This window comes from Apilactobacillus sp. EABW-1NA (genome assembly GCF_030398685.1).
Classification (GTDB): Bacteria; Bacillota; Bacilli; order Lactobacillales; family Lactobacillaceae; genus Apilactobacillus; species Apilactobacillus waqarii.
In genome coordinates, this window is record NZ_JAPDKO010000016.1 from 18321 (window position 1) to 33405 (window position 15085).

Consider the following 15085-nt stretch of genomic DNA (forward strand, 5'->3'; position numbering starts at 1 on the left):
ATGAGATAAAAATTTATCTCATTGCTTTTTTCGTATCTATATTTATTAGTGAATGAATAGACTTAATAGAAGTACCATCAATAATCCAGTAACGGAAATGATAGTTTCTAGTACAGTCCAAATCTTTAATGTTTGCTTTACGTTTAAGTCAAAGTATTCTTTGAACATCCAGAATCCGGCATCATTAACGTGTGATGCGGCAAGTGAACCGGCACCAATTGCTAGTGCCATTAATACGGGACTGACGCTCATTGAGTGCATTAATGGAGTTACTAGTCCAGCAGCAGTCATACCTGCAACAGTAGCTGAACCTAATGAAACACGTAGGATAACAGCGATTAACCAAGCTAAAATGATTGGTGATAGGTTAGCGTGGCCCATTACGTTTTGAACGGCTTTACCAACACCACCGTCGATTAATACTTGCTTGAATGCTGATCCACCACCGATAACCATTAGTAGCATAGCGATTGACTTAATGGCTTCAGTAACAGTATTTGTGATATCTTCCATCTTCTTACCGCGGTGGAAGCCCATTGCCCAGATAGCAAATAGTAAAGTAACAATCATGGCAATAACTGGGTTACCAAACATAGCGATAACAGCACCAATACCATGTGGATTTTCAACGGCTTTACCACCGTTAAATACCATGTCGTAAACAGTGGAAATAGCCATTAAGATAACTGGTAGTAATGAAGTAAATGCGGCAATTCCAAAGCTTGGAGTGTCCTTTAAATCGTACTTCTTCATTTCACCAAATGCTGGTAGTGAAGTCTTTACAACGAATGTTTCTGGAGCAACCTTCTTAGCAATCTTTGTGTATAAAGGACCGGCTACGATCACACAAGGAATAGCAACGATAATACCTAATAGAAGTGTTTGACCAATGTTTGCGCCTAAAGCAGTAGCAACTGCAGTTGGAGCAGGTTGTGGTGGTAGGAATCCTTGAGTAGCTGATAATGCAGCTGCCATTGGAATACCTAGGTAAACGAATGGAACTTCAGCTTCTAGTGCAACGGCGAATACGATTGGAGTTAATAGAACCAATCCAACTTCGAAGAATAATGACATTCCGATAATAAATGAAGCAACAACAATTGCAAATTGAAGTCTCTTTTTTCCGAATAGATCGATTAGTGTTCTGGCAATTCTATAAGAACCACCAGCATCAGCAACTAAACGACCAATCATTGCACCAAATCCAAAGACGATAACTAGTTCCCCCAAAGAACTTCCGATACCGTTTTTAATGGAAACAGCGATGTGTGCTGGGTTCATTCCTAAACCTAACGCAACAATAACAGATGTAACAATTAATGAAATAAATGTATTTAATTTACATTTAATGATTAGGAACAAAAGCAATAATATTCCTAATACTAATACAACAAATGGCATAGTTTAATACCCCTTCTTTTATTAAAAATAATTTTATGTTTCCTGAATGTAAGCGCTTTACTTTTCCGTAAAAATAATATAACATACTTCTTGGGAAATGAAAACGATTTCATTACACTTTTTAAAACATAGTCCCTAATAAATATGTTATATTACTTTAGGCGTTTTAAAACTTAAGATTTATTTAAGTTTAAATGAAATACGTTTGATTTCTAACTATGATACCAACACTTGTGGTAAATTGTTAATTATAGAAATAATATATAAGGATAAGGAGGACACGCTTTGAACGCTGTTGCTTTATTAATTGGACTAGGTCCAGTTCTAGGTTGGGGTCTATACCCTACAATTGCTTCATTATTTGGAGGCAAACCTACTAACCAAATTTATGGTTCCACTCTAGGAACACTTATTTTCGCTGCTATTTTTCTTTTAATCTCAGGTAATTCAATTCCGACTGGTATGGATTTTGCACTTGCATTACTTTCAGGTGCTGGTTGGGCTTTCGGACAAATCATGTCATTTAAAGCCTTTGAATTAGTTGGATCTTCTAGAGTAATGCCTATCACCACTGCGTTACAATTAATTGTAACTGCACTATGGGGTGTGTTTGCATTAGGTAACTGGCACTCAGAATCACACCGTATCATTGGTTTCGTTGCTTTAATCGTAATCATCATTGGTGCTACTATGACTGCTTGGCAAGAACATAAAGATACTAAAAGCTCTGCTGACTTAAAGAAAGCAATTGGTCTTTTAGTTATCGGTGTTATTGGTTACTGGGGTTACTCAGCTGCACCTCAAGCATCAAGTCACTTAGACGGTATGCATGCGTTCTTCCCACAAGCTCTTGGAATGTTCTTAGTTGCTGTTGTATACTGCTTGTTCCACGTTAAGAACAACAATGTATTTGCTACTAAGTCTTCTTATCTACAAATCATTTCAGGTTTCTTCTTCGGATTTGCAGCTTTAACTTACTTAATCTCTGCAGAACCTAAAATGAATGGTTTAGCTACTGGTTTCGTACTATCACAAACTTCTGTTGTATTAGCTACTCTAACTAGTATCTACTTCCTACACCAAAACAAGACTAAAAAAGAAATGGTTGTTACAATAATCGGTTTAGTTATCATTATTCTAGCAGCTGCAGTTACTGCATTCTTAAACTAATAAAACCCAAAACAAAAATCCCGCTTGGAATAACCAAGCGGGATTTTTTCATTGTAATACGTATCCAAATCCACGAACTGTTTTAATTTCAACGTCGTTTCCGGGTAAATCTTTGAGCTTATCTCTAACGTGACTAACGTGCATATCAACGATACGAGATGATATAAATGCATCCCCATCGTCTCGATCTTCACGCCAGACACCGTTAAAAATTTGTTCTCTACTCAATACCTGGTCATGATGTCTGATTAGGTAATAGAAGATGTTAAATTCCTTCGGTGTGAAGTTTAAAACCTCTCCCTTATACTTTACCTGAAAATGCTTCAGACTAATCTCAAAGTCCTTAAAATGCTCTTTACGTTTAGTCTTATCGCTATCCTCTACCATCTCATCATATATTTTGACACGTTTTAATGTTCTTAACATGATTCTTTGGGCATCAACGAAGTCACTGAAGTAATCGTTGACTCCTAATTCAAAACAATCTCTTTCTTTTTGATTATCATAGTGGTCATCAAAAGTAATAATAGGGCCTGAGAATGTCTTAGTAACTTGTTCAATCAGCCTTTTAACGTGACTAAAGTCTTCAAAGATTGATAAATCAATAATGACGGCAAAGACGTTGTTCTTTTTAGCCATAATTTCGATATCTTCATCATCACTAACGCTATTAACAAAGTATTCATCTTGCAACGCTAATTGACTTACATCAGCGGCTAATCTTAATTGTTTTGTTACTAACAACAGACTTTGCATCCCATCTAAACCTCCCTATTTTTGACTGTTTTTTAGTTCCTTGGCAATCAGTTCTGGTTCAATCTTACCAGGGTTTAATTCAACAATCTTACCAGTTGCATTATATACAATCCATTCTGATAAGTTAACGATATGATCTCCAATACGTTCTAGGTAACGAACTACCATTAAGTAGATAGTTGCTAGTTCAATTTTATCACTATTCTTTTCCATTTCAGAAACGATTAGATTTTTAGCTAAAACAAACTTCTTATCGATTAATATATCTTCTTGAGCGACTAGCTTTGCTGCTTCTTGATCAGCATGAACATAAGCATCCAATGATGATTCAAGCATTCCCCTAATCTTTAAGGCCATTTGGTTAATAGCTTCGTTCACTTCTGGAATACGACTTTCTGTGTTGATACGAAGAGTTTCTCTGGCGATCGATGATGCGTGATCACCAATTCGTTCCAAATCAGAACTAGCCTTTAATAAAGTGATGATTGAACGGAAGTTAGAAGCAACTGGTTGTCTTAATGCTATTAAGTTTAGTGCTTCTTTTTCTAGGTCAACTTCTTCGTCATTAACCTTGCTATCGCGATTTACAATTTCGGTAGCTAGTTTTTGGTCGTTTTCAGTGAAGGCCTTGATTGATTGATAAATTTGATCAGAAACATTAATTCCCATCTTCATGTAGGTCTTTTGTAGTACTTTTAGTTTGTCGTTAAATGTTTGACTCATAATCAGCTCTCCTATCCGAATTCTCCATTTAAGTAATCACTAGTTTGTTGCTTGTCAGGATTTAAGAACATCTTAGAAGTCTTGTTGTATTCAATTAAATCCCCGTTTAGCATGAATGCTGTCTTGTCAGCAATTCTTGATGCTTGTTGCATGTTGTGAGTAACGATGATGATTGTAAAATCTTTCTTTAATTCTAACAGAGTATCCTCAATCTTGGCACTTGAGATTGGGTCTAGCGCACTAGTAGGTTCATCCATCAAAATAATCTTAGGTTTTACCGCCAACACTCTGGCGATACAAATTCTTTGTTGTTGACCACCTGAGAATGATAAGGCATTCTTGTTTAGGTCATCCTTTACTTCGTCCCAAACGGCAGCTTGCTTTAGACTCTTTTCAACTACTTCGTCTAATACCTTTTTGTCCTTAACACCGGCAATTCTTAAACCATATGCCACGTTGTCGTAGACAGAGAAAGGAAATGGGTTTGGTTGTTGGAATACCATTCCGATTTCTTTTCTTAATTCGGTCATGTCAGTAGTTGGTGCATAGATGTCTTGATCACCAATTTTAAAACTACCAGTAACTGTTGTGTTATTTCTTAGGTCATTCATACGGTTTAAACATCTTAGAAATGTTGACTTACCACAACCGGATGGTCCGATTAAAGCAGTGATTTCGTTTTGTTCAAATTCGATGTCAAAGCCATGTAGGGCTTCTTTTTCACCGTAGTATAAATGAACGTTTTCTGTTTTTAAAATAGAAGTCATGTAATTCACCTACCCGAAGTTTCCTGAAATGTAGTCTTCTGTTGCTTGCATCTTTGGTCTGGTAAAGATGTGAGAAGTCTTGTTGAATTCAATTAAGTGGCCTTGGTGGAAGAATGCAGTGTAATCACTCATTCTAGAAGCCTGTTGCATGTTATGAGTAACAATGATGATTGTGTATTTTTCCTTTAAACGGTTTAGTGTATCTTCAATCTTTGAAGTTGAGATTGGATCTAGCGCTGATGCTGGTTCATCAAGTAGTAACACGTCTGGTTTCATGGCAATCGCACGTGCGATACATAAACGTTGAGCTTGTCCACCTGATAGTGATAGCGCGCTTTCGTCTAGTTTGTCCTTTACTTCATCCCATAAAGCTGCTTCTCTTAGACTGGTTTCAACACGTTCGTCTAGTTCCTTTTTGTCCTTGATACCGTGCTTCTTAAGTGCAAAAGTGATGTTTTCACGAATGGACTTAGCAAATGGGTTGGGACGTTGGAACACCATTCCGATGTGTTTTCTTAATTCGTAAACGTTAATCTTATCGTCGTTGATGTTAACGTCTCTATACATAATGTCGCCATCGACAGTCGCCACGTTATCATTCATTCTGTTGATTGAACGTAAGAAAGTTGACTTACCTGATCCAGAAGCACCAATCATGGCAGTTACTTTAAAACGAGGAAATGATAGTGATACGTCAAAAATTGATTGGTGTTCACCATAAGAAACGTTTACATGGTGAGCTTCAATTGCGTTTTCGACTGCGAAGTCACGTACATATTGTTGATTTAAATTGTAGTTTTTCATGTTAAACCTTCCTTACTTACTAGAAGTCATTTTCTTGTACAAACGGTTTCCAATCCAGTGCGCGAAAATGTTGAATAGTAGAATTACGATGATTAATACGGCTGATGATCCGCTTGAGATAGCGTTAGCATCAGGAGTGATTCCTTCTGAGTTAACCTTCCAAATGTGAACAGCTAGTGTTTCTGCCGGACGTAGTGGGTTTAAGAAACTAGTGTCTGAGAAGATGTTCCAGTTACTGTAATCAACGAATGGAGCACTTTGACCGGCTGTGTAAATCAATGCGGCAGCTTCACCGAATACTCTACCGGCACTTAGGATAATCCCTGTGATGATTCCAGGAACTGCGGCTGGTAGGATGATTCCAGTGATTGTCTTCCATTGTGATAAGCCAAGTGATAGTCCAGCTTCTCTTTGTAGTGATGAAACTGATTCTAGTGATGTTTCAATGTTTCTGGTTAATAGAGGTAAGTTGAAGAATGTAAGTGCAATCGCACCTGATAGGATTGAGAATCCCATTCTCATTTGAACAACGAATAATAGGTAACAGAATAGTCCCACAACAACTGATGGAAGTGAACTTAATACTTCGATAGTTGTCTTAATGATTTCAGTAAACCAGTTCTTAGGAGCGTATTCAGCTAAGTAAATTCCGGCACCTAATGCAATAGGAAATGAAATGATTAATGTAAGAACTAATAAGTAGATTGAGTTAAATAGTTGATCTCTAATTCCCCCACCAGCTAAGAATGATTGAGCTGGGCTGGTTAAGAAGTGCCATGAGATGTGAGGCACACCGGTTACCAATATGTAACCGATTAAGGCTGCTAGAATTGCAACGACTAGAATTACTAGACCGTAAATCACGCCGGTCGCAATTTTATTAACTACTTTTGGATTCATAATTAGAACTTACCTCTCTTTCCAATTAACTTAACCAAGATGTTAAAGAATAGTGACATTAGAAGTAGAACCAAGGCTAATGACCATAGGGCATTGTTTCCTAGAGTTCCCATGACAGTGTTACCAATTCCGGTAGTTAATTGACTGGTTAATGTTGATGATGGTGTAATCAAGTTCTTAGGCATCAAGATGGCGTTACCAATTACCATTTGTACGGCTAAGGCTTCACCGAATGCTCTGGCCATTCCAAAGATGATGGCTGTTAAGATACCTGGAGTTGCTGATCTTAGGATAACCTTGTAAATGGTTTGCCAACGAGTGGCACCTAAAGCAAGTGATGCTTCAGATAAATGCTTTGGTACGGCGTTTAGACTATCAACAGTTAGTGATGTAATGGTTGGAAGAACCATGACGAACAATACTAATGTTGCTGATAGAATCCCAAAACCAGTTCCTCCGAATAAAGTTCTTACAATTGGAACGATGATGGTTAAACCGATAAAACCGTAAACAACTGAAGGAATACCAACTAGTAATTCAATAACAGTTTGTAGGAATCCACGGCTCTTCTTAGGGCCGATGACTGTCATGTAAATCCCTGCGGCAATCGCAAATGGTGTTGCTAGTAAGGCAGATAGGAAAGTAACACTGAATGATGTCACAATCATAGGTAGTGCTCCTACTTCTGGTTTACCATCTTTTCCGATGGTTGAAGGTGACCAATCTTGTCTACTGATAAAGTCCCACAAGTTAACGTGGTTGTCAGTAAAGGTAGAAATCCCTTTTGAGATGATGAAGTATAAAATCAAAGCCACCAAGACGACAATTGCTGAAATACTGATAAAACTTAAAGTACGACCAAATCTTTCTTGGCGTGTTTCCTTGGATGGCATTAATATTTTCTTATTAATTTCCATGAGTCTTCCTCCAATTAGTTGATTACTTTGTTGTTAGCATCCCTTTTCACTTTCATATCACTGATACTAATGTAACCTAATTTCTTTACTAAACCTTTTTGTACTTCTTCTGAATTCATGTATGCCAAGAACTTCTTAGTGTTGTCACTAACCTTCTTAGCTGTGAACATGTGTTCATATGACCAGATCTTCCAAGCGTTGGTTTCAACGTTTTTATCAATTGGTTTCACGTTATCAATTGATAGTGATTGAATGGTCTTATCGACAAACGAGAATGATAGGTAACTGATTGCTCCAGGAGTGGTAGCAATGATTCTTCTAACTGTTCCGTTTGAGTCTTGTTCCTGTGCTTTAACGGTGCTGTGGCCATCCATCACATTTGCTTCAAATGTGTTTCTGGTACCACTACCCTTAACACGATTAATAACTTCGATTGGCAAGTTCTTACCACCAACTTGTTTCCAATTGGTAATCTTACCTTCGAAAATCTTTTGTAAATTCTTCATACTGATGTTCTTAACTCCCACGCCCTTGTTAACGACGGGTGTGATTCCGACTACCGCCACTTGATGATCGACGATGTCTTTGGCTTTAATTCCCTTTTGATTTTCAGCAAACACGTCTGAGTTCCCTATTGTAACGGCCTTAGCTTGTAATTGACTCAAACCGGTACCAGAACCCCCACCTTGAACCGTAATTGATAGGCCCTTGTGGTCCTTTTGGTAATCGTTTGCTGCTTCTTCTACTAACGGTTGTAAAGCAGTTGATCCAACCGCTGTAATTTTATCGTTTGATGCAGAGTTTACTCCGCACGCTGTTAGTACTGTTCCAGCGAATAAGACTGCCGATGTCATAATCGCTAACTTCTTAATTTTTATCATAATAAAATCATCCTTTTTTAATTTACAAATACAAGTATACCGATTTAATGTAAATCTAATTTAGATTTTTTGTAAATTTTATGTAAATTTTAGAAAATGGTACAAAAAAAAGAGACCATCTTAATTAAACTGATCTCTTGTCATTGGTTTATTTTACGATTTTGTTGTTACTGTCCTTGGTTACTTTCATGTCTGAAATGCTGATGTAACCTAACTTGTTAACTAAAGTCTTTTGAACTTTATCAGATTCAACATACTTGATGAACTTAGTAGCGTTCTTGTCAGCCTTCTTTGGTGTGTACATGTGTTCATACGACCAAATCTTCCAAGCGTTGGTTTCAACATTCTTGTCTGTTGGGGCAACATTGTCAATTGATAGTGGTTGAAGACTACTGTCAATGAATGAGAATGCTAGGTAACTAATTGCTCCAGGAGTAGTTGAAACAATTTTCTTTACTGCACCGTTAGAATCTTGTTCTTGGGTTTGGATAGCCGAAGCACCCTTCAAAACATTACTTTCGAAAGTAGATCTAGTTCCGCTTCCCTTTACACGGTTGATAACATCAATTTTTTGGTTCTTACCACCAAGTTCTTTCCAGTTAGTAATCTTACCTTCGAAAATCTTCTTTAGGTTTTCTAGTGAAATGTTCTTAACACCCACGCCCTTGTTAACAACTGGTGCCATCCCAACTACGGCAACCTTGTTATCTGTTAACTTGCTAGCGTCAATTCCACTTTGGTTTTCGGCAAACACATCTGAGTTACCGATTGAAACGCTATTGGATTGAACTTGGCTTAATCCTGTTCCAGATCCGCCACCTTGAACAGAAATGTTAACACCTGAATTATCCTTTTGGTAATCCTTTGCAGCTTGTTCGACTAATGGTTGTAAAGCAGTTGAACCGACAACTGATACATCCCCACTAGCTTGTGAACCGCTTGTACTACCACAGGCAGCTAATAGTGAACCTGAAACTAAAACAACTGAAGCAATTGATAGAACCTTATTCATTTTAATCATATCAATATCTCCTAACCAATATTTTATGTTACAAGCTTAGTATATCGGCAATTTGTAAATTTAAAGTCATTTTAATGTAAAAGTTATGTAAATATAAAAAAAGGAACTCACCTAATAAATGTGAGTTCCTTTTTTATGACCCCACTCGGAATCGAACCGAGATCAGCCGCTTAGGAGGCGGTCGCCCTATCCAGTTGTGCTATGGAGCCATAAAACGACAATTAATATTGTCGCATTTTAATAAAATAATGTAAAGTTTATTAAACCAACTTATTGTTGTTTTTACGCCATTTGTTACGCATTCCTTTGTTCTTGGTATGCTTGTTTTTCTTGACACGTTTTTTAGGTGCTGGGTTAGAAACAACTTGTTTTTTAACCTTCTTAACACGAGGTTTACTTGATTCGTCCTTAGAAGATTTGTCGTTCTTAGCTGGTTTTTCAACCACTTCAGCCACCTTTTCGGCAGTCTTTGGAACCGACTTTACAATCTTATTCTTATAGAAGTACCTTGGTTGGAATTCAAAATCATAATCAGATAATAGGTTCTTCAAGTCTCTTAAATCATGATCATCACCGAAGTTAATTACCATTCCGTCTTCACCCATACGACCGGTTCTACCAACACGGTGAACATAGTCAATAGCTTCATCAGGTAAATCGTAGTTAACAACTGCTGGAAGTTTAGCAATATCCAAACCACGAGCGGCAACATCAGTGGTTAGTAATAACTTGATGCGACCTAATCTGAAATCATCCATCGCCTTTTGACGCTTAGTTTGATTTTGATCAGATGTTAGTTTGGCCACACCTTGATAGTGATTATGAACGAAGAAACTATAAGTCTTATTCAAATCAACGGTTTGATTGAAGAATACCAATGCTTTAAAACCAGCAACGTGCTGTAAACGTGCCAACATCTTGTTTCTGTTCTTACGTAAGACGTTCATCATACCGTGTTCAACGTGACCTTGCGTCTTGTCTTCTGCACGAACGTCAACCTTTTGGATGTCACGGTTACCAAACCAACCTGATAGTTGATTTAGAATTGGTGTCGCTGTAGCTGAGAAGAATTCCAATTGAACATCTGACATCATGGAAGAAACAATGTCCCTAACCGTGGTCAAAGTTTCACCTTGTAATAGATCGTCAGCTTCATCAATTATAATAGTAGAAAAAAGATGTGTTTTTAATTTTTTGTCGTCGATTAAGTTTTTGATTCTACCTGCTGTACCAACGATTACTTCAGGATGTTTCTTCAAACGTTCCATTTGACGTTTGATGTTGGCACCACCAGTTAAGGCTAACACTTTCATTCCACGCAAATTAGCCCAGTTTCTGGCTACCTTTGCGGTTTGAATTGCTAGTTCTTGAGATGGTTCGATGATTAGTAATTGTGAACCACCTTCAGGTTCTAGAATTTCGATACTTGGAATTAAAAATGCAACTGTCTTTCCAGATCCGGTTGGTGATAGTCCTAAGACACTATCGTGGTTCTTGATAATTGGATAGACACGTTCTTGAATCAGCGTCTGTTTGTCATATCCAAGCTTGTTAAAATACTTTTGAAATTGTTCTAACATTCTGGGTTCCCCTACTTAAATTCGAATTAATATATATTCTATTTTAGCAAATATCTTCATTAATATCGATATTTATTAACGGTCTTGATTCTTCAATAGATACTGTTGCCAACCTTTCTTGTTACCGTTAAAGGCAATCTGGTTAACGTAAACGTTTGAACCATCAATATTAATCTTTCGATTATTCTTCACTTCGATAAAATTAGCACGTTTATTATTCACGTTTCCACTGAAGAACTGCACGTCATGATCAATCTTTTTGTCTAATCGATTGAAGACACTCGTGCTACTTCTTACAACTACGTTGGTGTCATAGTATTTATGAACCATGTAAATGAATTCAGAAAGTCGGTGAACCTGATCATCTGATAAAGGCGAAGTCACCTCTACTAATGGTGGTAATGTTCCGTAGTCATCGCCAACTTCTCGTGTAAAGTTCTTCAATTGATCCTTAATCGCGGTTTGCGTACTAAAAACATGGTAAGAACCAACCTGCAAACCAGACCCCTGGCTTCGCTGGAAATTATCACTAAAGTCATCATCTGTATATGTAGCACCTTGACTGGCACGAATGTAGACAAACTTTTGGCCGGTATTAGCTAGGGTTACGAAATCAATATAACCGTTTGATTGACTAATCATGATTCCCTTAACTTGATACTTATTAATCATATTATTTTCATAACTTTGGTATGCAACATATCCAAAGATTGAACCTAATAAAACAATTAAAATTGAAATTAACCATGCATATTTTTTAAAAAACTGGCCGTAGTTTTTAGTAGACTTTGGTTTTTGATGATACAAAGACATTCTGGTATCCATTCACTCACCTCTTTTATACAATTAACCTTATTATAATCATAATGACTGCAAATTACTATAAAACACGTTAAAACACTTGAATCGGCCTTTTGTTTTCAATATAATGAAAGCGGTAACTAAATAAATTAGTGATGACTTTTTATGCGGATTTTATTATAATAGTTAACATTATTAAAAAATAAATTAAGTCTCTCTTTTTAGATCGAAAGGAAGTTATGTTATGAACTACATCATTGGTGTTGATATTGGAACAACCAGTGTAAAAACTGTTTTGTACGATACCGATGGAGAAGTTAAGGGATACTCAAACGATGGTTATCCTTTATACCAAGATACTCCAGATATGGCCGAAGAAGATCCAGAAGAAATCTTCTCTGCCATGCTTGCAGGTCTAACTGAAGTTTTACGTAAGGCTGACCTTAAACATGGTACATTGAAGGGTATCTCATTCTCATGTGCTATGCACAGTTTGATTTTACTTGATGAAAACCACAAACCATTAACTCGTGCTATTACATGGGCTGATAACCGTGCCGTTAACTACGCTGACCAACTAAAGGAAAGCGGTAAGGCTAAGGAATTATACGAAAAGACTGGTACTCCAGTTCACCCTATGACTCCTCTAACCAAGTTAATGTGGTTGAAGAATGAAAGAAAAGATGTATACGACAAAGCTGCCTACTTCGTAGGTATCAAGGAATACATCCTATACAAACTATTTGGTGAATTAAAAGAAGATTACTCAATTGCCAATGCTACTGGTATGTTCAACATCTTCAAGATGGATTGGGACGAAGAAGCACTTGAATTAACTGGTGTATCACGTGACCAACTTCCTGAATTAGTTGACACTACATACCAATTCAAGGGACTAAACAAAGCTTACGCTAATGTAATTGGTATCGATGAAGATACTCCATTCGTTATCGGTTCTTCAGATGGTCCATTAGCTAACCTTGGTGTTAACGCTATTAAGCCAGGTGTTCTAGCTGTTACAATTGGTACTTCTGGTGCCGTTCGTGTCGTTACTGACAAACCTGTTATTGATCCTAAGGGTCGTGTTTTCTGTTACTACTTATCAAAAGACAAATGGGTTGTCGGGGGACCTGTTAACAACGGTGGTATCGTCTTCCGTTGGGTAAGAGATCAACTATGTGCACCTGAAAAGGTTACTGCCGAACAAATGCACATGGATTCATACGACTTATTAACTGAAATCGCCGCAAATATTCCAGCAGGTTCTGATGGATTACTATTCCACCCATTCTTAGGTGGGGAACGTGCTCCTATCTGGGACGCTAACGCTCGTGGTTCATTCTTCGGTCTAACTCGTATTCACACTCGTGCTCATATGATTAGATCTGCTCTAGAAGGAATCGTGTTTAACCTATACACCGTTAGTCTTGCCTTAGAAGAAGTTGTTGGTAAACCAACAAGTATTCAAGCTACTGGTGGTTTTGCTCGTTCAGAATTATGGCGTCAAATGTTAGCTGACATCTTCGAACAAGATGTTAACATTCCAGAAAGCTTCGAAGGTACTGCTTTAGGTGCTGCCACATTAGGTATGTACTCATTAGGTATCATCGATGACCTAGAAAAGGTTAAGGACTTCGTTGGAGTAACTAACGCCCACAAGCCAAATCCTGACAACTACAAGGTTTACCGTGAATTAGCTCCTATCTATATTCGTTTGAGTCGTCAACTTCAAACTGAATACAAGAACATTGCTGAATTCCAACGTAAACACGATGTTGAAAATGAAAACAAATAATAACTAATATTATTTTTGAAAAAAGGTTGGGTGTCTATTTAGGCCCCTCCTTTTTTTAGATGAAAATTATATAGGAGGAAATTCGTCATGCAAGAAAACGAATTAAAACGTGGAATTGGCATGATGGCTGCTCTTTCAACTGTTATGGGAACTGTTATCGGTGCCGGTGTGTTCTTTAAGACCGCCAGTGTTGTTAACAGCACTCATTCATTTACCCTAACCGTTTTAGCATGGATCGTTGGTGGATTACTAACCATCTGTGCTGGTTTGACTGTATCTGAATTAGCAGCTGCCATTCCTAAGACCGGTGGAGCCATCAAGTATCTTGATTATACTTATGGTCCGCTAACTGGTTTTTCAATGGGTTGGGCCCAAATCTTGGTCTACTACCCTGCCAACATTGCCGCTGAAGCAATCATTTTCTCAACACAATTAATTAACCTATTCCATTTAAACCCAAACATCTTAAACCCAATGGCAATCATTGTGGCATTGAGTGTGTTATTCATTAACTTATTGGGATCAAAGATTAGCGGAAACGTTCAAACAGTTGCCCTTATTTGTAAGCTAATTCCAATTATTTTAATTGCTATTTTTGGTCTATTTATTCCTGGTGCTGTTCACGTTTCATTCTTACCAATTAGTCCAAGTGATCACGCCAATGTCTGGACTGCTTTTGGTTCAGGTTTACTAGCAACTATGTTTGCTTATGATGGTTGGATTGGTGTTTGTGACGTTGCCGGTGAAATTAAGAACCCTAAGAAGAACTTACCAAAGGCCATCATTATCGGTCTAAGTTTGATTATGGTTATCTACACATTGGTAAACGTTGCCTTCTTAAAGACACTTCCAATTGACCACATTGCTGGTAACCAAAACACCGCTTCAGAAACTGCTATCAAGCTATTCGGTGAATTCGGTGGTAAGTTAGTTACTATCGGTATTCTAGTTTCTGTTTACGGTTCATTAAACGGTTACACCCTATCAGGTATGAGAATTCCTTATGCCATGGGTCAAAGCAAGTCACTTCCATTTAGTGATTGGTTCGCTAAACTTTCAAAGAAGACTCGCGTCCCTTACACTTCTGGAATCTTCCAATTCGTAATCGCTATTCTAATGATTTTTGCTGGTAGTTTTGACCTATTAACTGACATGTTAGTGTTCGTTATGTGGATCTTTAACTGTCTCCTATTCGTTGCCGTATTCAAGCTTCGTCGTAAGGAACCAGAAATGATTCGTCCATACAAGGTGCCATGGTACCCAATCGTACCAATCATCGCCTTAGTTGGTGGTATCTTCATCCTTGCCGAAACATTGATTACTCAAACTGGTTTGGCATTAGTCGGATTACTATTAACATTAATCGGTATTCCGGTTTACTACCTACAACAAAGACATTTGAAAAACAGTAAATAATAAAAAAGCATTCGATTAACTTCGAATTGAACTGAACCCCTTGAGTTGGAGAAATCTAACCTAAGGGGTTCTTTTATGTTTTCTAAAGAATTAAAATTAGCTGCCATTAAAGATTATTATAATGGTTTAGGATTTACAAAAATTATTAATAAG

14 protein-coding genes and 1 tRNA gene are annotated in these 15085 nt (G+C 37.5%); 3 read left to right on the forward strand and 12 right to left on the reverse strand.

Annotated features, from left to right (window positions below; all coding sequences use genetic code 11):
• Positions 1 to 45 precede the first annotated feature (45 nt).
• Entirely contained in the window at positions 46 to 1401 is a 1356-nt protein-coding gene (locus OEZ61_RS05520; protein WP_290047125.1) for a gluconate:H+ symporter, read from the reverse strand.
• Positions 1402 to 1686: 285 nt separating this feature from the next.
• Between OEZ61_RS05520 and OEZ61_RS05525 the strand changes: the two genes are divergently transcribed.
• On the forward strand, positions 1687 to 2571 hold the full coding sequence (locus OEZ61_RS05525) for a GRP family sugar transporter (RefSeq protein ID WP_041152891.1): 885 nt from the start codon (positions 1687 to 1689) through the stop codon (positions 2569 to 2571).
• A 48-nt stretch (positions 2572 to 2619) separates the two neighbouring features.
• On the opposite strand, the gene OEZ61_RS05530 is transcribed toward OEZ61_RS05525, so the two are convergent.
• The 11 genes from OEZ61_RS05530 to OEZ61_RS05580 all read right to left on the reverse strand — a co-directional run bounded on the left by OEZ61_RS05530 (position 2620) and on the right by OEZ61_RS05580 (position 11745).
• Entirely contained in the window at positions 2620 to 3327 is a 708-nt protein-coding gene (locus OEZ61_RS05530) for a response regulator transcription factor (protein WP_290047126.1), read from the reverse strand.
• 15 nt (positions 3328 to 3342) lie between these two features.
• Positions 3343 to 4050 (reverse strand): phosphate signaling complex protein PhoU, encoded by a 708-nt coding sequence (gene phoU, locus OEZ61_RS05535; RefSeq protein WP_220382139.1) that lies wholly within the window; start codon positions 4048 to 4050, stop codon positions 3343 to 3345.
• Between the two features lie 11 nt (positions 4051 to 4061).
• On the reverse strand, positions 4062 to 4817 hold the full coding sequence (gene pstB, locus OEZ61_RS05540) for a phosphate ABC transporter ATP-binding protein PstB (RefSeq protein ID WP_034534864.1): 756 nt from the start codon (positions 4815 to 4817) through the stop codon (positions 4062 to 4064).
• A 9-nt stretch (positions 4818 to 4826) separates the two neighbouring features.
• On the reverse strand, positions 4827 to 5621 hold the full coding sequence (gene pstB / locus OEZ61_RS05545) for a phosphate ABC transporter ATP-binding protein PstB (protein ID WP_053791913.1): 795 nt from the start codon (positions 5619 to 5621) through the stop codon (positions 4827 to 4829).
• 12 nt (positions 5622 to 5633) lie between these two features.
• On the reverse strand, positions 5634 to 6521 hold the full coding sequence (gene pstA, locus OEZ61_RS05550; protein ID WP_290047127.1) for a phosphate ABC transporter permease PstA: 888 nt from the start codon (positions 6519 to 6521) through the stop codon (positions 5634 to 5636).
• A gap of 2 nt (positions 6522 to 6523) precedes the next feature.
• The gene (pstC, locus tag OEZ61_RS05555) at positions 6524 to 7438 is read right to left on the reverse strand and encodes a phosphate ABC transporter permease subunit PstC (RefSeq protein WP_034531582.1); all 915 of its coding nucleotides are present in this window, start codon (positions 7436 to 7438) and stop codon (positions 6524 to 6526) included.
• 14 nt (positions 7439 to 7452) lie between these two features.
• Complete coding sequence (locus OEZ61_RS05560) at positions 7453 to 8310, reverse strand: phosphate ABC transporter substrate-binding protein PstS family protein (RefSeq protein WP_290047130.1); 858 nt, start codon at positions 8308 to 8310, stop codon at positions 7453 to 7455.
• A 157-nt stretch (positions 8311 to 8467) separates the two neighbouring features.
• Positions 8468 to 9331 carry a phosphate ABC transporter substrate-binding protein PstS family protein gene (locus tag OEZ61_RS05565; RefSeq protein WP_290047131.1) on the reverse strand — a complete coding sequence of 288 codons (864 nt, stop codon included), beginning with the start codon at positions 9329 to 9331 and terminating at the stop codon, positions 8468 to 8470.
• 145 nt (positions 9332 to 9476) lie between these two features.
• Positions 9477 to 9549: transfer RNA gene (locus OEZ61_RS05570), tRNA-Arg, on the reverse strand.
• A 51-nt stretch (positions 9550 to 9600) separates the two neighbouring features.
• Complete coding sequence (locus tag OEZ61_RS05575) at positions 9601 to 10920, reverse strand: DEAD/DEAH box helicase (RefSeq protein ID WP_290047128.1); 1320 nt, start codon at positions 10918 to 10920, stop codon at positions 9601 to 9603.
• Positions 10921 to 10995: 75 nt separating this feature from the next.
• On the reverse strand, positions 10996 to 11745 hold the full coding sequence (locus OEZ61_RS05580) for a GH25 family lysozyme (protein ID WP_290047129.1): 750 nt from the start codon (positions 11743 to 11745) through the stop codon (positions 10996 to 10998).
• Positions 11746 to 11965: 220 nt separating this feature from the next.
• On the opposite strand from OEZ61_RS05580, the gene gntK reads away from it, so the two are divergent.
• Positions 11966 to 13516 (forward strand): gluconokinase, encoded by a 1551-nt coding sequence (gntK, locus tag OEZ61_RS05585; protein ID WP_034534860.1) that lies wholly within the window; start codon positions 11966 to 11968, stop codon positions 13514 to 13516.
• Positions 13517 to 13603: 87 nt separating this feature from the next.
• Positions 13604 to 14932, forward strand: a complete 1329-nt coding sequence (locus OEZ61_RS05590; RefSeq protein WP_034534861.1) for an amino acid permease — start codon at positions 13604 to 13606, stop codon at positions 14930 to 14932.
• The last annotated feature ends 153 nt before the right edge of the window (positions 14933 to 15085 follow it).

Coding starts and splice junctions, on each gene's coding strand:
- gntK (WP_034534860.1), top strand. CDS start 11,966: ATGAACTACATCATTGGTGTTGATATTGGAACAACCAGTGTAAAAACT.
- OEZ61_RS05530 (WP_290047126.1), bottom strand. CDS start 3,327: ATGCAAAGTCTGTTGTTAGTAACAAAACAATTAAGATTAGCCGCTGAT.
- pstB (WP_053791913.1), bottom strand. CDS start 5,621: ATGAAAAACTACAATTTAAATCAACAATATGTACGTGACTTCGCAGTC.
- OEZ61_RS05580 (WP_290047129.1), bottom strand. CDS start 11,745: ATGGATACCAGAATGTCTTTGTATCATCAAAAACCAAAGTCTACTAAA.
- phoU (WP_220382139.1), bottom strand. CDS start 4,050: ATGAGTCAAACATTTAACGACAAACTAAAAGTACTACAAAAGACCTAC.
- OEZ61_RS05590 (WP_034534861.1), top strand. CDS start 13,604: ATGCAAGAAAACGAATTAAAACGTGGAATTGGCATGATGGCTGCTCTT.
- pstA (WP_290047127.1), bottom strand. CDS start 6,521: ATGAATCCAAAAGTAGTTAATAAAATTGCGACCGGCGTGATTTACGGT.
- OEZ61_RS05520 (WP_290047125.1), bottom strand. CDS start 1,401: ATGCCATTTGTTGTATTAGTATTAGGAATATTATTGCTTTTGTTCCTA.
- pstC (WP_034531582.1), bottom strand. CDS start 7,438: ATGGAAATTAATAAGAAAATATTAATGCCATCCAAGGAAACACGCCAA.
- pstB (WP_034534864.1), bottom strand. CDS start 4,817: ATGACTTCTATTTTAAAAACAGAAAACGTTCATTTATACTACGGTGAA.
- OEZ61_RS05565 (WP_290047131.1), bottom strand. CDS start 9,331: ATGAATAAGGTTCTATCAATTGCTTCAGTTGTTTTAGTTTCAGGTTCA.
- OEZ61_RS05575 (WP_290047128.1), bottom strand. CDS start 10,920: ATGTTAGAACAATTTCAAAAGTATTTTAACAAGCTTGGATATGACAAA.